Source organism: Mesorhizobium sp. B2-6-4 (assembly GCF_006441495.1).
Classification (GTDB): Bacteria; Pseudomonadota; Alphaproteobacteria; order Rhizobiales; family Rhizobiaceae; genus Mesorhizobium.
In genome coordinates, this window is the sequence record NZ_VFUE01000025.1 from 67,598 (window position 1) to 87,077 (window position 19,480).

Below are 19,480 nucleotides of genomic sequence, written 5' to 3' on the forward strand. Positions count from 1 at the left end.
ATCAGGCCACCTTGATGCGCGGGTCGATCATGGCATAGGCGATATCGACCAGCATGTTGATGACAAGGAACCACAACACGATCACGATGACCGTACCCTGAACCACGGGAATGTCGCGTGCCGACACGCTGTCGACCAGAAGCGACCCGATCCCTGGCCAGGAAAACAGTTTCTCGATCACGATCGCCTGCCCCATGAGCGAACCGATCTGAAGGCCAAGCGTGGTCAGGATCAACACCAGCACGTTGCGGGTGACGTGACTGCGCACCAGACGCGGTTCGGTCAACCCTTTGGCTCGCGCCGTTCGCACGAAATCCGCGTTCATCACGTCCAGAACGCCAGCGCGGGTGGTTCGCGCCAGGAGCGCCATCGGCGATACGCCGAGCGCGATGGCAGGCAATATGATGTAGCGGATGCCGCCGGGCTGGTAGCCGAAGCTCGGCAGCAGACCGAGCTGCAGCGCAAAGACGTACATTAGCAGCAAACCTAGCCAGAATTCGGGAACCGACAGGCCGGAAACCGCCAGCATCATCGTGCCGGTGTCCAACACGCTGCCGGGCTTCAGCGCGGCCAGAAATCCCAGAGGAATACCGACTGCCGCGGCAAAGCCCATCGCCGCCAGCGCCAGTTTGATCGAAGGCCAGAGCCGCGGCTCGATCACGTTCCACACCGGTTCGCGGGTGCGGTAGGAAATTCCAAGGTCGAAATGCGCCAGCCCCCACAGATAGTCCCACAGGCGGACCGGCAGAGGCTTGTCCAGCCCGAACTGCTCGTTCAGATGCGCCATCACATCGGCATTCGTGGCGTTGCGCCCCTCCGACATCAGGCTCGATATGAAGCTGCCGGGGACGACGCTGAATATCACGAAAATGATCAGCACGACCGCCAGCAGGGTCGGGATCATCTGCAGCGTGCGACGAAAGATGAAGCGCGACATCCGCGAATCCTGCCTTTCAACAACTGGGCGCCATGCGGCGGGCGAGGAGTGGGCGCCATGCGGTGGGCGGGGCCGTACAAACCGGTCCCGCCCGCCAGCCATGCCATCGCGCTACTTGCGTAATGCGGGTGCGCTGTCGTCGATCCAGATGTCCTCGTAATCCTGGATAGCCAGTTCCGCGCCGTTCGGCTTCAGCCCGTGGACCCATGGCTGGTAGGCCATGACGGCCTTGTTGTAATTGAAGAACCAGACCGGAGCCTCGTCCTGCAGCAGGTTGTTGGCTTGCCTCAGAAGATCGTTCTGTTTGGCCGGATCGGTTTCGTTGCCTGCCTGCTCGATCAGCTTGTCGAAGTCGGCATTGTTGAACTTGACGTAGTTGCAGGCGGTTTGCGATGTCTTCGAATAGAAGCAGTTCAGATATTTCAGCGGATCCGGGCCCGACGAGTTCGACCAGATAAAGGCATCAAAATTGTCGGACAGGATCTTGTCGGACAGGACCGAGCTTTCCACCGGGTCGGTCGTCACGGTGACGCCCACCTTCGCCAGCATCGGGATGATCGCCTCGACGATCGGCAGGCCCCAGCTTTCGTTCGAGGTCGCGGTGACCGAGAACTTCAGACCGGTCTCGAACCCTGCCTCCTTCAGCAGTTCCTTGGCCTTTTCCGGATCATAGGCATAGGGCTTGGCGTCCTTGTCGAAGGCCGGCGATGAAATCGGCAGCCAGGAGACCGCGGGATAAGCCTTGTTCTTCAAGAGCTTCTCGACAATCAGGTCCTTGTTGATCGCATAATTGATCGCCTGCCGGACGCGCTTGTCCTTGAATGCCTCGACCTTCGGATTGAAGCCGATATTGCGGGTGTAGACTTCGGCCACCTCAAGGATGTGATCCTTCAGCGCCGGATCCTGGCTGTAGGCCTCATACTGCACAGGGCCGAGAACGTTGGTATCGATCTCCGCGTTGCGGAAGGCGACGTCGCGAGCCGAAGCTTCGCCCATCAGCATGATGTCGAGCTTGTCGAGATGCGGCTTGCCCTCCTCATAATAGCCGTCGAACTTCTCCAGTTCGACCTTCGAGCCCGCAACGTAATTGGCGAGCTTGAACGGGCCAAGGCCGTTCGGCTTGGAGGCCAGCTGATCCTCCGGATAGTCCTTGGAGTAGATCGGCGCATAGTTGGACATCAGGTTCCAGCCCGGATCGGCCAGGTTGATGAAGGTGATTTCGATGGTCCTGTCGTCGATCTTCTTCAACCCGGAAATATGATCGGCCTTGCCTGCCTGAAATTCGGCGACGCCGGCGATCTGCAACATCTGCTCGGCGCCCGGCAGGGCCTTCTTGGGATCGGCAAGACGGTTGTAGGACCAGATCACGTCATCGGCGTCGAGCTTGTCGCCATTGTGAAAGGTCGCTTCCCGGAGCTTGTAGGTATAGGTCTTGCCATCCGCCGACTTCTCTACCGTTTCGGCGAGGTCGAGCTCAGGCTTGCCGCTTTCCGGGTTCCATTTGTAGAGGGAGCGGTTGATCGCTTTGGCCACGATCTCGTCTTGCGTATGCGGTGTCGCCGTGATGTCCAGCGATGTGATGGAGTTGCCATAGGGCGCGGTGAACACCAATTTCCCCCCATCCTTCGGTGTGGCGTCCTGCGCCAGCGCGGCGGTCGCCGTTCCAAGCGCAAGCGCCGCGATCAAGCCAAGTCTGTTCAACATCCCTCAATTCCTCCCTGTGGTTCGTTGTTGATTTCCTGTCAGAGACGGGCCCAACCGGCATCCCGCCTCAACTTCCTTCATAGACGATGCGCCCATCCAGAATTGTCATCTCACAGCGCGTTTCACGCAGGATTGTCTCCGGTGTGGCCGTCAGGAGGTCGTTGGAGAACACGGCGATGTCCGCGAGCATTCCAGGCTCCAACCGGCCCTTCACCATTTCCGCGCCCTGGGAGTAGGCACCGTGTTCGGTATAGGCGCGCAACGCCTGTTCGGACGTCAGTTTTTCGGAAGCGTCCATTACCGTGCCCTTGTGCGTCTTGCGCGTCAGCATGGCGTAGAGGTCCGGGAAGGGATTGGGCGAACAGACCGGCGAGTCGCTGCCGGTGGACGGCTTCATGCCGAGGCGATCCCAGGTTCCGATCGGATAGGAGCGCAACCCGCGCTCCGGCCCGAGAACCGAGACGTAGGCGTCGCCGAAATCATAGATGAAGGCCTGCTGCGGCGCAGGCAGGATGCCTGCCTTCAACATCCGCTGATTGATGGCATCATCGACATAACCGCAATGCTCGATCCGGTGCCGGTGCTTGTGATCCGGCCTGGCGGCGCGCACACGTTCATAAGCGCGCACGAGCTGGTCGATGGCGGCATCGCCAATGCCATGGCAGACCATGGTGTAGCCCATTGCGGTGTAGCGGTCGACCAGTTCGAACAATTGAGCGTCCGGCAGCATCCGGACACCGAAATTGTCAGGCTGGCCAATATATGGCTGGCGCATCCAAGCCGTGCGTCCGCCGGCCGAGCCGTCCGTGAATATCTTCACGCCGCCTATGCGGAACATGTCGCTGCCGACCCCGGTAACGAGACCCGCGGCATGGCAAGGCTCGACGATGGACGAACCGGGGTCGCCCAGAAGTGTTGCCCAGACCCGTACCGGGAGCCGGCCGCTGCGCTCGGCCTCATGATAAGCCTCGATCTCGGTCATACCGTCGATCTGGCCAGTGGCCGCGTCCATGCAGGACGTCATGCCGAACCGCAGGAGGTCACGGCCCCCCGCTTCGATAGCATCGAGTATCTCGGCGAAAGAGGGTGTCGGCTGGACGTCGTAGACGAAGTTCTGGGCGTTCTCAGCCAGCATTCCGGTCAGTTGCCCGGCCTCGCGCCCAATGACGCCACCATCCGGATCGGGCGTGTCGATATCGATTCCCGCCAGCGCCAGCGCCAGCGAATTCACGACAGTGACATGGCCGCAGGCGCGCGTGACCGAAACGGGATGATCGGGCAGGGCGGCGTCCAGTTCCTTCACGGTCGGCATCAGTGCGTCGGGATATCGGGTCTGGTCAAAACCCCGCGCGGTCACCCATGCGCCCTTGGGCGTTTCGGCGGCCCGCGCCTGCAACGCAGCCATCAGCGCGCCGCGGGTCGGCGCGGCATCGGGCGTCGCATCGACCTTGCCGCGCAGGAGCCCCGTCGAGATCAGATGCAGGTGCGCATCGTTCAGACCGGGCATTGCGAAGCGCCCGGCCAGATCCACGGCCCTCGTGCCCTTTCCGATCAGGGCCTTGATTTCGGCGTTGGAGCCACTGGCCACGACCTGGTTGCCCAAGACCGCAATCGCCTCCGCGATCGGATTTCCGTAACCGGTCCAAATCTTGCCGCCATGCAAAACGAGATCGGCTTGGTTCTGCGAATTCATGCTGCCTTTTCTTCTCCCCGGCGTTCACGGACGTCGCCGACATAGATTTGACTTTGAGTGGCATTCCGTTTCGCGCGCGGTCAGATTCTTCTCCCGCGCTCGACGTCACGTTCCCCCTGCCACCGGCTCCAGTTGCCAGCTTTTTCGTTTTGCAGACGTTGGGGCGTCGGCGATCACAAGGCCAATTCGGTTTTCGCAATCAAGCATGCAAAATTTGCATAACATAGCAATTATAATGAAATATGTTCCCCATTGCGGTTCGATCAATGCTCGAACGCAGTGGAGGAGAGGCCGCGTGGAAATCAAATGGCTCGAAGATTTCGTGACACTTGCAGAAACATCGAGCTTTTCGCGGGCAGCCGAAATCCGCAATGTCACCCAGTCGGCCTTCAGTCGGCGCATCAAGCAGCTTGAGACGTGGCTCGGAGCACCGCTCATCAGTCGTGCCACCATGCCGGCCGAACTGACATCGGCCGGACGCAATTTTCTTCCGATGGCGCAAGACGCCATCAGGATGTTCTATTCGGTGCGCGAGTCTCTGCGCCCGCCTGCGGAACAGGGGCTTGTACGCTTTGCGGCCCTTCACACATTGACCATCACGTTCTTTCCGGTTTGGCTGCGGGAGGTGCAGCGGAACACTCGCACCTTCGGCACATCCTTCATGGCTGACAGGGGTGGCATCGAGGCGAACCTGGCTGCACTGACCGATGGCGAAACCGACTTCTTCCTGACCTATGCGCACCGTGAAGTGCCGTTTCACCTGGATCGCGACAAGTTTTCTCATCTGGCTATCGGATCGGATCGGCTCATCCCGGTCGCGGCGCCGGAACTGCGCTTCGACAAGTCGACCGTGCCCGCGGCGGGCATTCTGGACAGTCCGGAAACGGCAAAGCGAGCTTTGCCCTATCTGGGCTATGGTTACAGCTCTTTCTTTGGTGTCGCCCTCGGAAAACTGTTCTCGAAGCACTCGCCGTTCCGGCGTCAGACAGTGCATGAAAGCACAATAAGCGCCGGACTCAAGGAACTTGCGCTGACCGGCGCGGGCATCTGCTGGCTGCCAGAAAGCCTCGTCGAGAACGACATCTCCAATGGAGCCCTTGTCATCTGTTCGAATGACAGCACATGGACGCTCGATCTCGAGATACGATTGTATCGCAGCTCGGAGAAGACGCGAAGCACCATGGTAGAGGCTCTTTGGCAATCATCCAAGGCGCTGGCGCAAACGTTGAAGCCCGCCGCGCCAGCCGCGGGCACGGCGACCTTCAGCTCTTCATGAAGCGGAAGGCGCGCAGCACCTCGAAATAGTCGTTCGATGCAAAGGCGACGGCACGTGGCCCGTGCCGGCGCACTCCGGGATACCAGGAGGCGCGATAGGCATCGACGGGGTTGCTGAATTCGATGATGATCTCGACCCTTTCCGGCATTGACGGCAAAGCTTGCCGCGCCCTGTCGCGCAACGCCCTTTCAACGCCCTCGCATATTGCGCCGCGCGCCGCCGCAGGCGCCAGGGAGATGGTGGCCGCGCCGATGCCTTTGAGGGTTTCGACAGTGGCTATCCCCGGGACGAGGGCTCTGGCGTCGGCGCAAATGCCTTCGTCGCCGGAAAGAAATACCGAGCGCACGCCATAGCGCGCGGCGCACAACGCATTCAATGTAAATTCGGACGCTGTTTCGCCATTCAGGATCAGCCGCGATATTCGCAATGTCGATGTGTGTGCAAGCGGGTTGTCCTCGACACCGGCCTTGGAATGGTAGCCGGTATAGAGCGCGGCATCGAAGCTTTCATCGATCCCGAACATCATTGCGTCCGGATGCCCCGACCAGCCCCTCACGATGCGCGCAAAAGGCGGCATGCGTTCGAGAATGAGGTTGCGCCCGCTGTCATGCGCATCCTTGATCATGATTTCAGTTGCGCCAGCGGCTCGCGCTCCTTCGCAGGCGGCCAGGACCTCCCCGGTCATCAGTTCGCGGAATTCCCTGTGGTCGGCATGCGTTCTTTCCGCCTCGTCCCAGGATTGAATGCCCGCGGTGCCTTCGATATCGGCCGAAATGAAAATCTTCATGCTCAAAGGGGCTCCTTCAGCCAGTCGGTCAACGCCGGAATCCTGCGTCCATTTCGTCCAACCACGCTTTGCGCGGCGCACAGGGCGTTCAGAACGGCCTCGACCGTGGTTTCCACAACCGCTTCGAAAACGAGGTCGATGTATCTGTCATCGACACGCGAAATCGAACTGAACGGTGAAGGCGAGACGTGCGGCAGAGGATCGGCGGTCGTGAACGCGATGGCGATATCGCCACTGCCGTGTCCCCAATACGAACCGATGCGGGCAATGCCGGCGCCGGCCCGGCTAGCGGCACGGTTCAATTGCCGGTCGTCAAGAGGAATATCCGTACCGAGAATGATGATGATCGACCCGCTTTCAGGCTCGCCGAGCCCTTTGGGATCGGCTCTGCGGCCATCCGGGAGGACAAGATCCCCTGCCCTGCCGAAGTTGGACAACACCAGAGCGCCAAGCGTGAAGGCGCGAGACCCGATCTCGACCGACCTGGACGCGCTGCCGATACCCGCCTTGAAGCCAAACGACGTCATTCCGGCGCCGGCGCCGATGCTGCCCTGTTCGACCGGACCGGCGCTCGCGGCATCCAGCGCCGCTTCGGCGTCATGCCGGGTGACCGCCATTGCCTGAATATCATTGATACCGCCGTCGTTGCATTCGCAAACGACGGGATTGACCGTGCTGGTCTTGCGCCCGATCTCCGGGTTGGCGGCAATGGCACGCTTGATCAGCGCCTCCGCACATGGCGCGACCGAGAACGTGTTGGTCAGAAGGATTGGCGTTTCGATCGTGCACAGTTCGGCCAATTGCATGAGCCCGACGGACTTGCCGAAACCGTTGATGATATCGACCGCCGCCCTGACCTTGGATCTGAACAGGTCGCCGCCATGGGGCAAGACGGCGGTGACGCCTGTCGCAAGTCCGTCGGCGATGATCGTCTTATGGCCGACCAGGACACCCGGCACGTCCGTGATCGCATTGTTCGGGCCGGGCGACAGCCGCCCCATGCCAAGGCCTAAACGCCGTGCCGCGCCCATTTTCACATCCCACTCATCAAGCAAGAGCCGCTCGTCCGGCCGCATGCCCGTTCATCTCTGCAAAAGCTGTCTGGACGTAAATTTCCTGCAGGCGGCGTGTCAATGGACCAGGTTGGCCGTTTCCGATCCTGTGGCCGGCAATACGGATGACGGGGGTGACCAGGCTCGAGGCGGAGGTCAGGAACGCTTCCGCCGCCGAAAACGCCTCCTCTGGCGAGAACGCACGCTCTTCAAACAAAATGCCCTGGTCTTCACATAGACGCGCCACTGCTCGCCGCGTACAGCCGGGCAGGATGGCTTGAGAATTGGCGCGAGTAATGACACGGCCGTCGTGCATAACGATGAAAGCCGTCGCCGATGCGCCCTCGGTCACCTGTCCACCCTCGACAAACCAGACATCATCGAAGCCTTTCTCGCTTGCAGCATGCTTTGCCAGAACCTGCCCCAGCAGCATGACAGTCTTTATGTCGCGCCGTGCCCAGCGCGGATCAGGCGCCAGGTCGACGGCGACGCCTTCGGCCTGAGCCTTGGTTCCTACGAGTTTGCGGGCGCTTGTGAAGGCGACCATGGTCGGCTCAAGATCATCGGGAAACAGGAAATTGCGCTTGGCTTCGCCGCGCGAAATCTGGAGATAGACCGTTCCTTCATCCAATCCGTTGAGCGAGATCAGTTCCAATTGAATGGCTTCCATCTCAGGCAGCGTCACGGGCATGGGAATACATATCTCGGCAAGCGACCGCTGGAGACGATTGAGATGGAAATCATTGTCTATCAGCCTGCCGCCGATCACGGCGGTCACCTCGTAGACCGCGTCTGCAAAGAGGAACCCCCGATCGAAGAGACCGATGCGCGCCTCGTCTTCGGGCATGTAACGCCGATTGCAATAGACTTGCGCCACTTTGGCCATCCTCGATCCCAGCATCAACTGACTGCTCGATAAATGCCAAGGCAGGTCGGCAAAGACCAATTCAAAAAATGCAATTCGGTATGCCGATACCGTCAAAGCGCAACTGGCACTCCCTGCGACGGCCGCATGATTCACGCCACGAGACGGCGCAGGTCGCTGAATGGTTTCCTTTAATCCCGCGGAGCCGGACGGGGGCTTGGACGACGCATCGTTGACCTCCCGATATTGACAGGTCGCGGCCATCGATTTAAGTTCGCGTTAGTGGCTACTAACGCGAACTACTGGACAGCGCTCGGAGATCCGACAAGGCGCACGATCTTCGAACTGCTGGTCGAACAGCCCTGTTCGGTCAGCGGACTTGCTCGTGCCCTGCCTGTAACCCGGCCGGCCGTCTCTCAGCACTTGAAGATACTCAAGGCTGCCGGGCTTGTGGCCGACACGCGCTCGGGCAAAGAACGCATATACCGTATCGATCAGGATGGGCTGGCAGGCCTGCGCGCGGAAATCGACCAGTTCTGGAGCAAGACCCTGGCGGGCTACAAATTAGCCGTCGAGTATCCAAAAAAGGACCAAGCATGAGTAAGGACCCTGCACTCGCGCCCGTAAGGCATTTCGTCGTTGTCGAGGCATCCATTGCGCGTGCCTTCAAGGTTTTCACCGAGGATTTCGGGAGATTCAAACCTCGAGAGCACAATCTTCTTGCCGTTCCGATCGCAGAAACGATCTTCGAACCCCGGGTCGGAGGGCACGTTTACGACCGAGGTGTGGATGGCAGCGAGTGCCGCTGGGCTCGTGTGTTGGCCTACGATCCGCCCAGCCGGCTGGTTCTGAGCTGGGACATCAGCCCTCGGTGGCAGATCGAGACCGACCCGAACAAGACGAGCGAATGGGAGGTCCGGTTCACGGCCGAGACCGAGAACAGAACCCGAGTTGAGATCGAGCACCGGCATTTCGAGCGCCATGGGGAAGGCTGGGTAGGCGTGAGGGGTGCGGTTGATAGCGATCAGGGCTGGCCGCTCTACCTGCAACGGTTCCACGACTTGTTCAACCATCGGACAGCCTGACAACCGCGTTGCAGTTCATGGGGTATGACTCGCAAGCACCGTATCGCCCACTGGGATTCCAGGAGCAGAGACAATATGGAAGTCTATTGGTTAAGCATCCTCGGCGTGCTTATGCTTTGTTTGCTGTCGGTGGTGTTGGCAGTCTATTCCGGTTCGTCCAAGGGATTTGCAGGGGTGCTTTCAGGACCGGTAGTCCCGGCGGACGACCACAACCCGCTCTACAGGATCGACCGCGTCCACATGAACTCGGTTGAGGCGCTGGCGCCCTTTGTCGTGCCCGCGGTGCTGGCGATGATGGTTGGTGTTGGACCGACCACTTTGGCGACGCTTGTGGGGCTGCACCTGGCGATACGCCTGATTCATCTGGGAATCTACCTACGTGGCGGAAACGCCGCAAAGGGAGGCAGTGTCAGGACGGTTCTGTACGTTTCGGGAGCGCTGGTTACGCTTGCCCTTATTCTTGTGACTGGATGGGCAGCACTCCATTGACGCGTTATCGGCACTTATCGGAGGCTACATCCGTTATAGTCCGCGTCCGGCATCCCCGTTCGGCAACAGCGCCACCGTCTCGGCCCAGGCAACTTTCGGGACCATTGTGCGGTTTTTTCAAAAAAGTGCCCTAGCCGCTCCAACCAAGGCATTTTTTCGTTGCAGCCGATCGGCATTCTCCCACCCCCATCGGTCCCGCTGTTATGTGTTATTTTTGCTACATGTCGCTGCTCATGACTGGGAAAACCCATTTAGAGTCGCCTAAATTAATATTCGCTCACGTATTTTCTGAATATATCGGGTAATTCGGCAATGGTGGGCCTGGGGTTGGCCCGCTTAAGCGCCTTGAGGAAGGCGTTGGGGAAACGGGTGGGCTAAATGAATAGAACTGGCATGTCGGCCATAGGCAAGCGCCTTGGTCTTTTGATGGCGGCTACGATGCTGACTTGCGGGGGGGCGAACGCCCTCACGCTCAAGGAGGCCGTGGCGGTAGCGGTCGAATCCAATCCGGAGATCGGCCAGGCGATAGAAAATCGCGAAGCGATCGAGTTCGAATTGCGTCAGGCAAAGGGCCTCTATTTGCCCAGCGTCGACCTGCAGGCGTCGGCTGGCGCTCGCCGTCTCGACAATTCGTCACGGCGCGCACTCTCGATAGAGGACGACGCGCTTTATCCGGCAGAAACCGACCTGACCGTTTCGCAGACGCTCTATGACAGCGGCGCAAGGCGCGCAGAATTGAACCGCCAGGCCTCCCGCGTCGATGGCGCGTCGTTTCGAGTGCTGGAACGGTCGGAATTCATCGGCCTCTCTGTCGTCCAGGACTACCTCGAATACATGCTCCAGGCTTCGATTGTTGCCGAGGCAAAGAAAAACCTGGGCTTCCATCAAGCAATCCTCCACGACATCCAGGAAGGCATTGCCGGCGGCGGGTTGAACGAAGCCGACCGGCAACAGGCCGAGGAGCGGCTGTTCGCGGCCAAGGCCCGCATGCAGGAAGCGTCGGAGGAACTGGAGGCCGCGCGGATACGGTTTTTCAAGACTGTCGGCAAGCCGCTGACCAATGCAGCGAGGCCGGCTGACGTGTCCGGCACGCTGCCAAGGTCGCTGGACGATGCGTTGGGCCTTGCGCGCGAGAGCAACCCGCGCGTCCACATGGCCAACAGCGATATTGCCGCGGCGGCCTCGCTGGTGGACGCGGCGCGGGCGAAATATGGTCCCTCGATCATTGCCGAAGGCTCTGCCCGGGCCGGCTACGACATTGACGGCGACAATGGAGACGCATCCGATCTGCAGGCACGTCTGGTGTTGCGCTGGAATCTCTATCGGGGCGGCATCGACAAGGCCAATGAGCAGGAGCAGATCCGCCGCACCAGCGAGCAGCGGCTCGCGATGCACCAGGTTCTGCGAGAGATCGAGGAAGCCGTTCGCACGTCATGGGATCGTCGCTTCCGGCAGGCCGATCTGGCCAAGACCCTGAAGCTACAAGCAGTCTCCAACGAAAAGCTGGTCGCGTCCTATCGCGAACAGTTTAAGGTCGGTCAGCGCTCGTTGCTCGACGTGCTCGATGCGCAGAACACGCGATTCAACACCGCGACACTGGCCGACACCGCGTCCTACGCATCCCTTTTCGCGCAATATCGGCTTCTGGCGGCGACCGGGCAGTTGCTGAAAACGATGGACGTCCACCCGCCAAAACAGGCTACGGCATACGCGCGGACCGAGTTCGCCGCGCCGGAAACGGCCGACACCGAAACCTATGCGCGCACGCCCTCGGAACAGAAAAACGACGTGCCGTTCGATATTCTGGCACCGGTCAGGAAAAAATAGGCGGGCCTAAGGATCGATCGAGAGTCCCCGCGGGCGGATCGTGAACCAGCAACCCAACATTCTGTCACCGAAAGAGGCTTTCAAGGCCTGCTTTTCGGCCGTCGCCGCATATCTCGGCCGCCCCAGCGCCGAAACCGTGCTCTTTGCCGGCGTGCCGCTGGCGGAAACGCGCATCGACATCGACGCGATCCGGCATCTTGCCGAGCGCGTCGGCCTTGAAATAACCGAGTTCAGCCATCGCGACTTTGTTCGGGGGCGCATCGACCTCCCCGCGATCGTCTTTCGCGTCAGCCAGCTGCCGGTCGCGCTGCTGGCCGATGGTGAAGCCGGCGAATATTTCACCGCTCCCCAGGAGGACGGGCGCACCAGGATCAGCCGGTCGGAACTGGCCAACAGCTATATCAGCGGCGGTGCGTCCTTCTCGATCACCTACGCCAACGCGACGGAGGCCATGAGCGTCGGCTCGGCGCCGAAAATCGAGCGGCGACATTGGCTGACGGGAACGATGGGGCCGTTCTGGCGCACCTATTCGAAGGTTGTCCTGTCGGCGGTGTTCATCAATCTGCTCGCCATCGCCTCGCCGATCTTCACCATGAACGTGTACGACAGGATCCTGCCGAACAAAGCGATATCGACGCTCTGGGTGCTGGCCATCGGCATCGGCGCGGTCATCCTGTTCGATCTGCTGCTAAAGACCTCCCGGGCATCGCTCATCGACTATGCCGGGCGCAAGGCGGATCTGCGCATTTCATACATGCTGTTCGAGAAGGTGCTGAACTCGTCTCTGGCGGCACGGCCGGGCTCGACGGGCGAATACGCAAATCGCGTGACCCAATATGAATACGTGCGCGAATTCTTCACGTCCAACACCATCAGCGTGTTCATCGACACGGCTTTCGTGTTTGTTTTTCTCCTCGTCATCTATGCGATAGGCGGCTGGCTGGTCATGATACCCGCGCTGGCCTTCGTCGCGTCGGTGATCGTCGGACTGGTCACGCAGCGGCGCATCGGCAAGCGTGTGGCGGCCTCCATGAACGAGGCCTCGCAGCGCCAGGCGCTGCTGGTCGAATCCATTTCCACGCTGGAGACGATCAAGTCGCTGCGCGCCGAAGCCTACCTGTTGCGAAAATGGGGAGAGCATTCCAAAAACGCCTCCAACACCTCCGAGAAGATCAAGCAGCTTTCGGCCGCCGCCGGCAATATAACGCAGGCCATCCAGCAGCTGGTCACCGTCGCGCTGGTGGTGGCCGGCGCCTACGCCTTCTCCGAAGGACATGTCTCCACCGGAGCCATCATCGGCACCGTCATGCTGGCCAGCCGGGCTGTGGCCCCGCTCGGGCAGATCGCCATCACCTTGTCCAGATTGCGCCAGGCCATGCTCTCTTTGCGGATGGTGAATTCGATCATGGCTCAGCCGGAGGATCGTCCGGACACTGTGGGCTTCGTCAACCGGCCCATCCGCAACGGCGCCATGGTGTTCCGGAACGTCGGCTTTACCTATCCCGGCTCCGAGAACGAAGTCCTGACCGGCCTGAATTTCTCCGTGAAGCCGGGGGAGCGGATCGGCATCATCGGCCGCATAGGATCGGGAAAGACGACGATGGGGCGGCTGATCGGCAGGCTTTTCTTGCCGAGTTCCGGCGAACTGCTGCTGGACGGCATCGACATCCGTCAATACCACCCCTCCGAGGTTCGCGCCGCCGTCGGCATCGTCGCGCAGGCGAACGATCTGTTTTCAGGCACCATCAAGGAAAATCTTTTGATGGCCTGTCCGGAGGCGACCGATGAGCAGATCGTCGAAGCGGCCAAGGCCGCCGGCGTCGACGATTTCGTCTCCCGCCACCCGCGTGGCTATGACATGAATGTCGGCGAGCGCGGCACCAATCTCTCGGGCGGCCAGAGACAGACGATGGCGATCGCCCGGCTGTTGCTGACGAAACCGAAAGTCGTCTTCCTGGACGAGCCGTCCGGCTCGATGGATCTGGCTTCCGAGCGTCAACTGATCAAGCAGCTCAAAGTGGCTTTCGATCGAAACACCACGCTGATCGTCTCGACGCACCGCTTCAGCATGCTCGAACTTGCCGACCGGCTTATCGTCATCGAGCAAGGCAGGATCGTTGCCGATGGACCAAAGGACCAAGTGATACAGGCGCTGCAGAAAAAAAGCACCTGAAGAACGAAAACTATCAAAGTATTCAATGCGTTGGGGCCGTGGGAAATGCTTGCAAGAGAAGACCGGCCGCCGCTCTTTGCGTCGGCGTCCATATTTATCATAGGTGCACTCTTCGTGTCTTCCGTTGCTTGGGCGTCCTTTGCCGAGGTGGATGAAATCGCACGCGGCGACGGCAAGGTCATACCTGCTTCCAAAACGCAGATCATCCAGGCCAGCGAGCCGGGCGTCGTCCAGGAAATTGCCGTCAAGATCGGGCAGGTCGTGAAGAAGAACGACCTCATCATCCGCCTCGACAATACGTTCAACACCTCCAGCCTTGGCGAGCAACAGGCCAAGGCACGGGCATTACAGACCCGCATTGCACGGCTGAAGTTCGAGCAGAGCGGCGATCTGCAAGGCGAATTTCCATGTCCGGCCGAAATCCAGAAGGTCGCCCCGGAAATCTGCGACAACGAGCAGAAGCTGCTCGTCGCCCGCCGCGACAACTTCGAAGTCAAGCTGTCGGTTCTCAAGTCGCGCCTCGATCAGCGCGAGAAGGAATTGGACGAGGCGACCGCCAATTCCGATCGCCTCACGAAGAATCTGGTCGTCAGCGACCAGGAGGCAAAGCTGGTCGAAGCCATGGTCAAGAAAGGCCTGATGGCGCGAACCGAGCAACTCCGGGTCGAACGCGAGCAGACCGAGCTCAATGGGCAGCTGACGCTTGCTGGAGAAACCACCAAGAAAGCCAAATCGGCTATCACCGAGGCCCAGCTTCAGGTCGACGAGCTCGGCCTGCAGCTGCAACAGGAGGCGCTGAGCGACCTCACGCAGGCGCTGGCTGACCTCTCGGTGGTCGATGAAACCATTCGCGGCGCGACCGACAAGGTGGCCCGCACCGACATCCGTTCTCCAGTCGACGGTATCGTCAACACGCTTGACATCAATACGGTTGGCGCGTTCGTGCAGCCCGGCGCGGTGGTCGCCGGCATCGTTCCGACTTCGGAGACCTTGCTGGTCGAAGCGCGGGTTTCGCCCCGCGACGTTGCCTTCATCCGGCCGGACCAGGAGGCGCTGATCAAGGTCACCGCCTATGATTTCTCGATCTTCGGCGGCATCGAAGGCAAGGTCTCGAACATCACCGCCGACAGTCTCGTCGACCAGAAGACAGGCGAGCCCTATTATCAGGTGCGCGTCGCGACCGACAGGTCGACGCTGACGCGGGATGGCAAGACCTATTCGATCATCCCGGGCATGATCTGCTCCGTCGACATCAAGACCGGCCGCAAGACGATCCTGACCTACCTGCTGAAACCCATAAACAAGGCACGAGAGGAGGCGATGAGTGAACGATAGCGCCACGCCTCCCGCTGTCCTTGAGCGGTTGCTCGTGCCGATGGCCACGGAAGACCTCGGCATGGAGTTCCGGGTTGTCGCGCGCCGCGGCATCCGCCGCGGCATCCGCCTGGAGCGGACGTTCTGGACGTCGCTCAGGCAGATGGCGGAAAGCCGCAAATGCACGATCGGCATGCTTGTCGATGAGATCGCCGAGAGCCAGCCTCCGGCCGGCAATCTGACATCGGCGATCAGGGTTGCCTGCATTCGTGGCTTGACGGAAGAAAACCTGACGTTGAAGAGGCTTGCGTCGATCAGGACGATCACCGCGATACTGGTCGCCTGCCCCTCGCCCGCCTTCGCCCTTTCATCGTCGAAAAAGATCCTGACCTTCAACGCTCCGTTCCAACAATTGGTAAAGCGCCAATTGCCGACGGCGCCGAGCGATGACGGGCGTCAGGATCTCAGGCTGGCGCTCGATCTCAACGTGGCGGACATCTTCGCGCGGCTGGATGCCAATGGCGAGATTCCGGTCGCCAGCGGGTTCGTCATCGGCGCCGGCGAACGCCGATATCGTGGCCAATTGAATGCCGTGCGGGCACCGCTGGTCGGGCAGGACCTGCTGATGGCATTCGTCAGCGGCTAGCAGTTCCAGGAAAAGTGCGAAACGCTTTTCCCGGGAAAGGCGCGTAGCGCTTTCCCTTGGGAATTGCGCAAAACAAGGAGATAGAGCGGTTCGGCGTTTTCCATAAAAACCGGCGAACCGCGGTTGCTCACCGACGGGCAAGCGCTCCAGAAGCCGTGTCGGGCTGCAATCCCTCGCCGGGCGCGACGCCTGCAAAACCGCCCTTGATCTCCGCGACCTGCGCGCTGCCCGATCTCGAACCATGGATCCAGGCTCGGTCCGTGCTGAAGGAATAAAGCGGCACATAATCGGGGAGATCGCTGTCGCGCAGCACGGTGTTGTTGAGGCTGTCGAGAATGAACACGCCACTTGCCGTGCTTACCGACAGGACCGCATGGAAGAATCCCCGCCTGCGATCCTGGAGAACAACCAACGCCATGCTTTGCGCGGGGATGCCGGCCCTCAGCAGCGCCGTCATCTTCAGTATGACGAAATCCTCGCAGTCGCCGGCGCGCTTATCGAGCACCTCGGTGGGCTTTGCCCAGTAATCGAGCTTGCCATAGATGACGCTGTCCTTCCTGTAGGCGATCAGGTGATTGATGCCGCTGTTGACGAATGACAGTTTCTCGCTGAACCCTTTGCCCTGTGCCGACGAGATCAGCCTGGCAAAAGCCGCACTCTTCTGCTCGCAGGCACTGCCCGCCGAGCAGCCGACAATTGCCTGGTAGACCGGTGCCCACCGCGCGGCGACGGGAAAGTTATGCATGGACAACGCGACCGAGCCGAACACGCCGGGGATAATCGTTGCCGTCTTGATGGGATCAATTCCGACATTCGCAGGCGCCGGCGCAACGCCCGCTTGGGCATCGTCGATCGTGTAACTCATGGAAACCAGGTCGGGCTGGTATCCTACCGCCGGTCGCCAAGGCTGGAATCTTTCCAGGGAAACGCCGCCCAGGCTGGGCGGCATCCGCACGTCTTCAACAAGCCCGCCGACCGAAGCGGTGCCCTCTAAATGGACGCTCGCGAGCGATGGCTGCGGCAGGCCTGCGAGGCTGATCGTCAGCAAGAGTAGCTTGAGGCCGGCTGTTCCCGGCGCGGTTTTTTCTTTTTTCATAACGCCCACCTTTTGACTGTGGACGGTACCGATCTTGTCTCAAATTATTGGCAATGAAGGTAGATAATGGCGACGAAACTTGTTTCCACTATTTTTCGTAAAATTTTATTTGAATTTATACTTCTATTTACCATGCAACAGGGGGCGAGGCCTCATCCGCACCGGCACATATCGACTTATATAACAGAATATATGCTCCCAGTTTACCACGCGTAAAAAATGCCATTGTAGGCATATAATGGTATATAAAGTAGATTGACGGACGGTTGCAAAGTAATGGTTGCCGCTGTCTCTTTCGGGGAAATGCCGGAGGGGTACAAGCAATGACCATCAATAACGAATTGGACGCCGTTTCGGGTTCGTGGGACGAGCATTCCATGGCCAGTGAACGTCACGACCAGACCTCGCCGGCAGAGTTCCAGGTCGCACAGGCGGCTTCGACGCAACAGGCCGCGCCGGCAGCGGCCGAACCAGTGCCGGTCGATGTGGGCAGTGGCGCGCCGGCGGAAGCACCCGCGGAGGCGAAGGCCCAGGCGGCAGCCGCGCCGCACGAATACGTCGCCGACGCCGGCAACGTCGTGAAGCTTCCGGCGAACGCCTCGATCGACAACATCAAGGTTGACGGCCACAATCTCGTGCTCGAACAGGCCGACGGCTCGGTCATCGTGATCAAGGACGGCGCGCTCAACGTGCCGACCTTCGTCCTTGGCGATGTCGAGGTGCCGCGCGTCGCCTTGATCGCCGCGCTCGAGGCGAGCCATGTGGATGTCGCCTTCGGCGCCGATGGTTCGATGTCGGCTGGCCCTGGAGGTTCGACCTCGAGCGCCGGTGGAAATTTTGAAATTCCTCCTGGCGGCATCGGCGATGGATTTGATCTTTCGGCGCTCTTGCCGCCGACCGATCTGCAGTTCGGGCAGGCCGAGAGGCGGGAACTGTTCCTTCCCAATGCGAACCCGGAATTTGGCGATCTCACCGTCCGCGTGTCGGAAGAAGGGCTTTCCGGCGCAAACCCGGACGGCGATCCCGGCTCACCCTTCGACGAATCGAATCTTTCGGTGATCAACGGCAGCTTCGGCGCTACGGATCCCAATGGCGATCCGCTGACCTACGGCCTCGGAGTGCCTGCCACGACGCTTACCTCGCACGGCACCGACGTCGTGTGGGAACTGGTCGATTCGACGCATCTCGTCGGCAGGGTCGGATCGGACGTCGTGATCAGCGTCACCATCACGGATGCGAGCACGGGAACCTTCCAGATCGCCCTGCTCGGTCCCCTCGACCACCCGCTGGCCGGTTTCGAGGATGACCTCTCCATCGTCGTCCCGGTTACCGTGCAGGATCCGTTCGGCGGCTCGGCAACGGCCAACATGACCGTGATCGTCGAGGACGACAGCCCTGCCCTGACGGTGGGCAACACGGCAGCCAGTTCCGCGGTGCTCGATGAAACCAATGCCGGTTCGCCGGCCGGCTTTCCGATCGATGTGACGAGCGCCAACCCGATTATTTCCGTTGCATCCAATTTCGGTGCCGACGGGGCCGGCGCCGGCGGCGGCATCGCCTATACGCTGGGCCTGACCGGCAATGTCGCATCGCTCGATTCGGGCCTGAAGACGGCCATTGGCGATTTTGCGATCACGCTGCAGCAGACCAATGCGACGACGGTCACCGGCATTTATCAGAACGGCGGCACCCACACCGCCTTTACCATCGTCATCAACGGCAATGGCACGCTTACGGTCACCCAATACGCTCCGCTGGAGCACACTGTCGATGGATCGAGCGCTGCTGCCCATGACGACGTGCTGACCCTCTCGGGCAAGATCACAGCCTCGGTGACCGTCACCGACTTCGATGGCGACAGCGCATTCGGCGGTGCCCAGATCGGCGGCGCGATCCAGTTCCACGACGATGGACCTTTGGTGACAGTCGTCGCCGACGCCGGCGCCGTGGTCTCACTCGACGAAACGCAGGCCTTGAGCATGGCGGCTGCGATCAACACAGGAACCATCGTCAAGGGCGATGATCCCGATATCGGCGGTACCGGGGCGATCACCTCCGGCACCAGCAACGGCGCCCTGGTCAATGTGACGGCGCTGTTCGGCGGCGACGGCCCGGCGGCAAGCACCGCCACCGTCTATCAGCTGAGCGTCACGAACGCCGTTTCCGGCCTGACCGTCACCGACGGCTCAACGATCACCTTGCAGACGCTTGCGAACGGAGTGGTTGTCGGAGTCGTGCAGGGCGGCGCGTTCAAGGGCGAGGCCGCGTTCGCGCTGTCGATCGATCCGGCCACCGGCAAGGTGACCGTCGAGCAATATCTGTCGCTCCACCATTCCGACACCGGTAATCCCGACGACACGGTTGCACTCACCGCCGGCTCGCTGGCCGTGAAGGTCACGATCACGGATAGCGATGGCGACTCCGCCAGCGCCAGCGCCGACGTCTCGGGCCAGATCAGTTTCGACGATGACGGGCCGAAGGTGACGGCTGTCGCCGCCACCGGCGTTACGGTAGCGCTTGACGAGACGGCGACCAC

Annotated in this window: 16 protein-coding genes; 9 read left to right on the forward strand and 7 right to left on the reverse strand. The window is 60.7% G+C overall.

Features of this window, described 5'->3' with window-relative positions; all coding sequences use genetic code 11:
• Nucleotide 1 precedes the first annotated feature (1 nt).
• The 3 genes from FJ426_RS27260 to FJ426_RS27270 all read right to left on the reverse strand — a co-directional run bounded on the left by FJ426_RS27260 (nucleotide 2) and on the right by FJ426_RS27270 (nucleotide 4,334).
• Nucleotides 2-937, reverse strand: a complete 936-nt coding sequence (locus FJ426_RS27260; RefSeq protein WP_140497345.1) for an ABC transporter permease — start codon at nucleotides 935-937, stop codon at nucleotides 2-4.
• A 111-nt stretch (nucleotides 938-1,048) separates the two neighbouring features.
• Complete coding sequence (locus tag FJ426_RS27265) at nucleotides 1,049-2,641, reverse strand: ABC transporter substrate-binding protein (protein WP_140561706.1); 1,593 nt, start codon at nucleotides 2,639-2,641, stop codon at nucleotides 1,049-1,051.
• A gap of 67 nt (nucleotides 2,642-2,708) precedes the next feature.
• Complete coding sequence (locus tag FJ426_RS27270) at nucleotides 2,709-4,334, reverse strand: amidohydrolase (RefSeq protein WP_140561707.1); 1,626 nt, start codon at nucleotides 4,332-4,334, stop codon at nucleotides 2,709-2,711.
• Nucleotides 4,335-4,629: 295 nt separating this feature from the next.
• On the opposite strand from FJ426_RS27270, the gene FJ426_RS27275 reads away from it, so the two are divergent.
• Nucleotides 4,630-5,610, forward strand: coding sequence for a LysR family transcriptional regulator (locus FJ426_RS27275; RefSeq protein WP_140497338.1), 981 nt, complete (start codon nucleotides 4,630-4,632; stop codon nucleotides 5,608-5,610).
• Here FJ426_RS27275 and FJ426_RS27280 read toward each other — a convergent pair.
• Genes FJ426_RS27280 through FJ426_RS27290 form a run of 3 tightly spaced genes read right to left on the reverse strand, consistent with a single transcriptional unit; the run spans nucleotide 5,597 to nucleotide 8,335 of the window.
• Nucleotides 5,597-6,397 (reverse strand): M55 family metallopeptidase, encoded by an 801-nt coding sequence (locus FJ426_RS27280; RefSeq protein WP_140525154.1) that lies wholly within the window; start codon nucleotides 6,395-6,397, stop codon nucleotides 5,597-5,599. The genes FJ426_RS27275 and FJ426_RS27280 overlap by 14 nt on opposite strands.
• 2 nt (nucleotides 6,398-6,399) lie before the next feature.
• Nucleotides 6,400-7,428 (reverse strand): P1 family peptidase, encoded by a 1,029-nt coding sequence (locus FJ426_RS27285; protein WP_140825659.1) that lies wholly within the window; start codon nucleotides 7,426-7,428, stop codon nucleotides 6,400-6,402.
• Nucleotides 7,429-7,444: 16 nt separating this feature from the next.
• On the reverse strand, nucleotides 7,445-8,335 hold the full coding sequence (locus FJ426_RS27290; RefSeq protein ID WP_140561715.1) for a D-amino-acid transaminase: 891 nt from the start codon (nucleotides 8,333-8,335) through the stop codon (nucleotides 7,445-7,447).
• 261 nt (nucleotides 8,336-8,596) lie between these two features.
• Between FJ426_RS27290 and FJ426_RS27295 the strand changes: the two genes are divergently transcribed.
• From FJ426_RS27295 to FJ426_RS27325, 7 genes are all read left to right on the forward strand, one after another.
• Complete coding sequence (locus FJ426_RS27295) at nucleotides 8,597-8,914, forward strand: metalloregulator ArsR/SmtB family transcription factor (RefSeq protein WP_210239498.1); 318 nt, start codon at nucleotides 8,597-8,599, stop codon at nucleotides 8,912-8,914.
• The gene (locus tag FJ426_RS27300; RefSeq protein WP_140497330.1) at nucleotides 8,911-9,399 is read left to right on the forward strand and encodes an SRPBCC family protein; all 489 of its coding nucleotides are present in this window, start codon (nucleotides 8,911-8,913) and stop codon (nucleotides 9,397-9,399) included. Before FJ426_RS27295 ends, FJ426_RS27300 begins: the two co-directional genes overlap by 4 nt.
• Nucleotides 9,400-9,474: 75 nt before the next feature.
• Entirely contained in the window at nucleotides 9,475-9,888 is a 414-nt protein-coding gene (locus tag FJ426_RS27305; protein ID WP_140525157.1) for an MAPEG family protein, read from the forward strand.
• A gap of 378 nt (nucleotides 9,889-10,266) precedes the next feature.
• Entirely contained in the window at nucleotides 10,267-11,715 is a 1,449-nt protein-coding gene (locus FJ426_RS27310) for a TolC family protein (protein WP_140515176.1), read from the forward strand.
• A 40-nt stretch (nucleotides 11,716-11,755) separates the two neighbouring features.
• The gene (locus tag FJ426_RS27315; RefSeq protein WP_140561711.1) at nucleotides 11,756-13,888 is read left to right on the forward strand and encodes a type I secretion system permease/ATPase; all 2,133 of its coding nucleotides are present in this window, start codon (nucleotides 11,756-11,758) and stop codon (nucleotides 13,886-13,888) included.
• A gap of 45 nt (nucleotides 13,889-13,933) precedes the next feature.
• Nucleotides 13,934-15,223 (forward strand): HlyD family type I secretion periplasmic adaptor subunit, encoded by a 1,290-nt coding sequence (locus FJ426_RS27320; RefSeq protein ID WP_140497322.1) that lies wholly within the window; start codon nucleotides 13,934-13,936, stop codon nucleotides 15,221-15,223.
• The gene (locus tag FJ426_RS27325) at nucleotides 15,213-15,848 is read left to right on the forward strand and encodes a ribbon-helix-helix domain-containing protein (RefSeq protein WP_140497316.1); all 636 of its coding nucleotides are present in this window, start codon (nucleotides 15,213-15,215) and stop codon (nucleotides 15,846-15,848) included. The genes FJ426_RS27320 and FJ426_RS27325 overlap by 11 nt, the downstream gene beginning before the upstream one ends.
• Nucleotides 15,849-15,975: 127 nt before the next feature.
• Here FJ426_RS27325 and FJ426_RS27330 read toward each other — a convergent pair whose 3' ends face one another.
• A complete protein-coding gene (locus tag FJ426_RS27330; protein WP_140515173.1) occupies nucleotides 15,976-16,944 on the reverse strand; it encodes a transglutaminase-like cysteine peptidase in 969 nt (322 codons plus the stop codon).
• A 323-nt stretch (nucleotides 16,945-17,267) separates the two neighbouring features.
• Between FJ426_RS27330 and FJ426_RS27335 the strand changes: the two genes are divergently transcribed.
• A partial coding sequence (locus FJ426_RS27335) for a DUF5801 repeats-in-toxin domain-containing protein (RefSeq protein WP_210242343.1) occupies nucleotides 17,268-19,480 on the forward strand: 2,213 nt, incomplete at its 3' end.

What these genes read in the sequence shown, in the direction of transcription:
- FJ426_RS27260 (WP_140497345.1), bottom strand. Translation starts at nt 937, where the DNA reads ATGTCGCGCTTCATCTTTCGTCGCACGCTGCAGATGATCCCGACCCTG.
- FJ426_RS27265 (WP_140561706.1), bottom strand. Translation starts at nt 2,641, where the DNA reads ATGTTGAACAGACTTGGCTTGATCGCGGCGCTTGCGCTTGGAACGGCG.
- FJ426_RS27270 (WP_140561707.1), bottom strand. Translation starts at nt 4,334, where the DNA reads ATGAATTCGCAGAACCAAGCCGATCTCGTTTTGCATGGCGGCAAGATT.
- FJ426_RS27280 (WP_140525154.1), bottom strand. Translation starts at nt 6,397, where the DNA reads ATGAAGATTTTCATTTCGGCCGATATCGAAGGCACCGCGGGCATTCAA.
- FJ426_RS27285 (WP_140825659.1), bottom strand. Translation starts at nt 7,428, where the DNA reads ATGGGCGCGGCACGGCGTTTAGGCCTTGGCATGGGGCGGCTGTCGCCC.
- FJ426_RS27290 (WP_140561715.1), bottom strand. Translation starts at nt 8,335, where the DNA reads ATGGCCAAAGTGGCGCAAGTCTATTGCAATCGGCGTTACATGCCCGAA.
- FJ426_RS27300 (WP_140497330.1), top strand. Translation starts at nt 8,911, where the DNA reads ATGAGTAAGGACCCTGCACTCGCGCCCGTAAGGCATTTCGTCGTTGTC.
- FJ426_RS27305 (WP_140525157.1), top strand. Translation starts at nt 9,475, where the DNA reads ATGGAAGTCTATTGGTTAAGCATCCTCGGCGTGCTTATGCTTTGTTTG.
- FJ426_RS27310 (WP_140515176.1), top strand. Translation starts at nt 10,267, where the DNA reads ATGAATAGAACTGGCATGTCGGCCATAGGCAAGCGCCTTGGTCTTTTG.
- FJ426_RS27320 (WP_140497322.1), top strand. Translation starts at nt 13,934, where the DNA reads ATGCTTGCAAGAGAAGACCGGCCGCCGCTCTTTGCGTCGGCGTCCATA.
- FJ426_RS27330 (WP_140515173.1), bottom strand. Translation starts at nt 16,944, where the DNA reads ATGAAAAAAGAAAAAACCGCGCCGGGAACAGCCGGCCTCAAGCTACTC.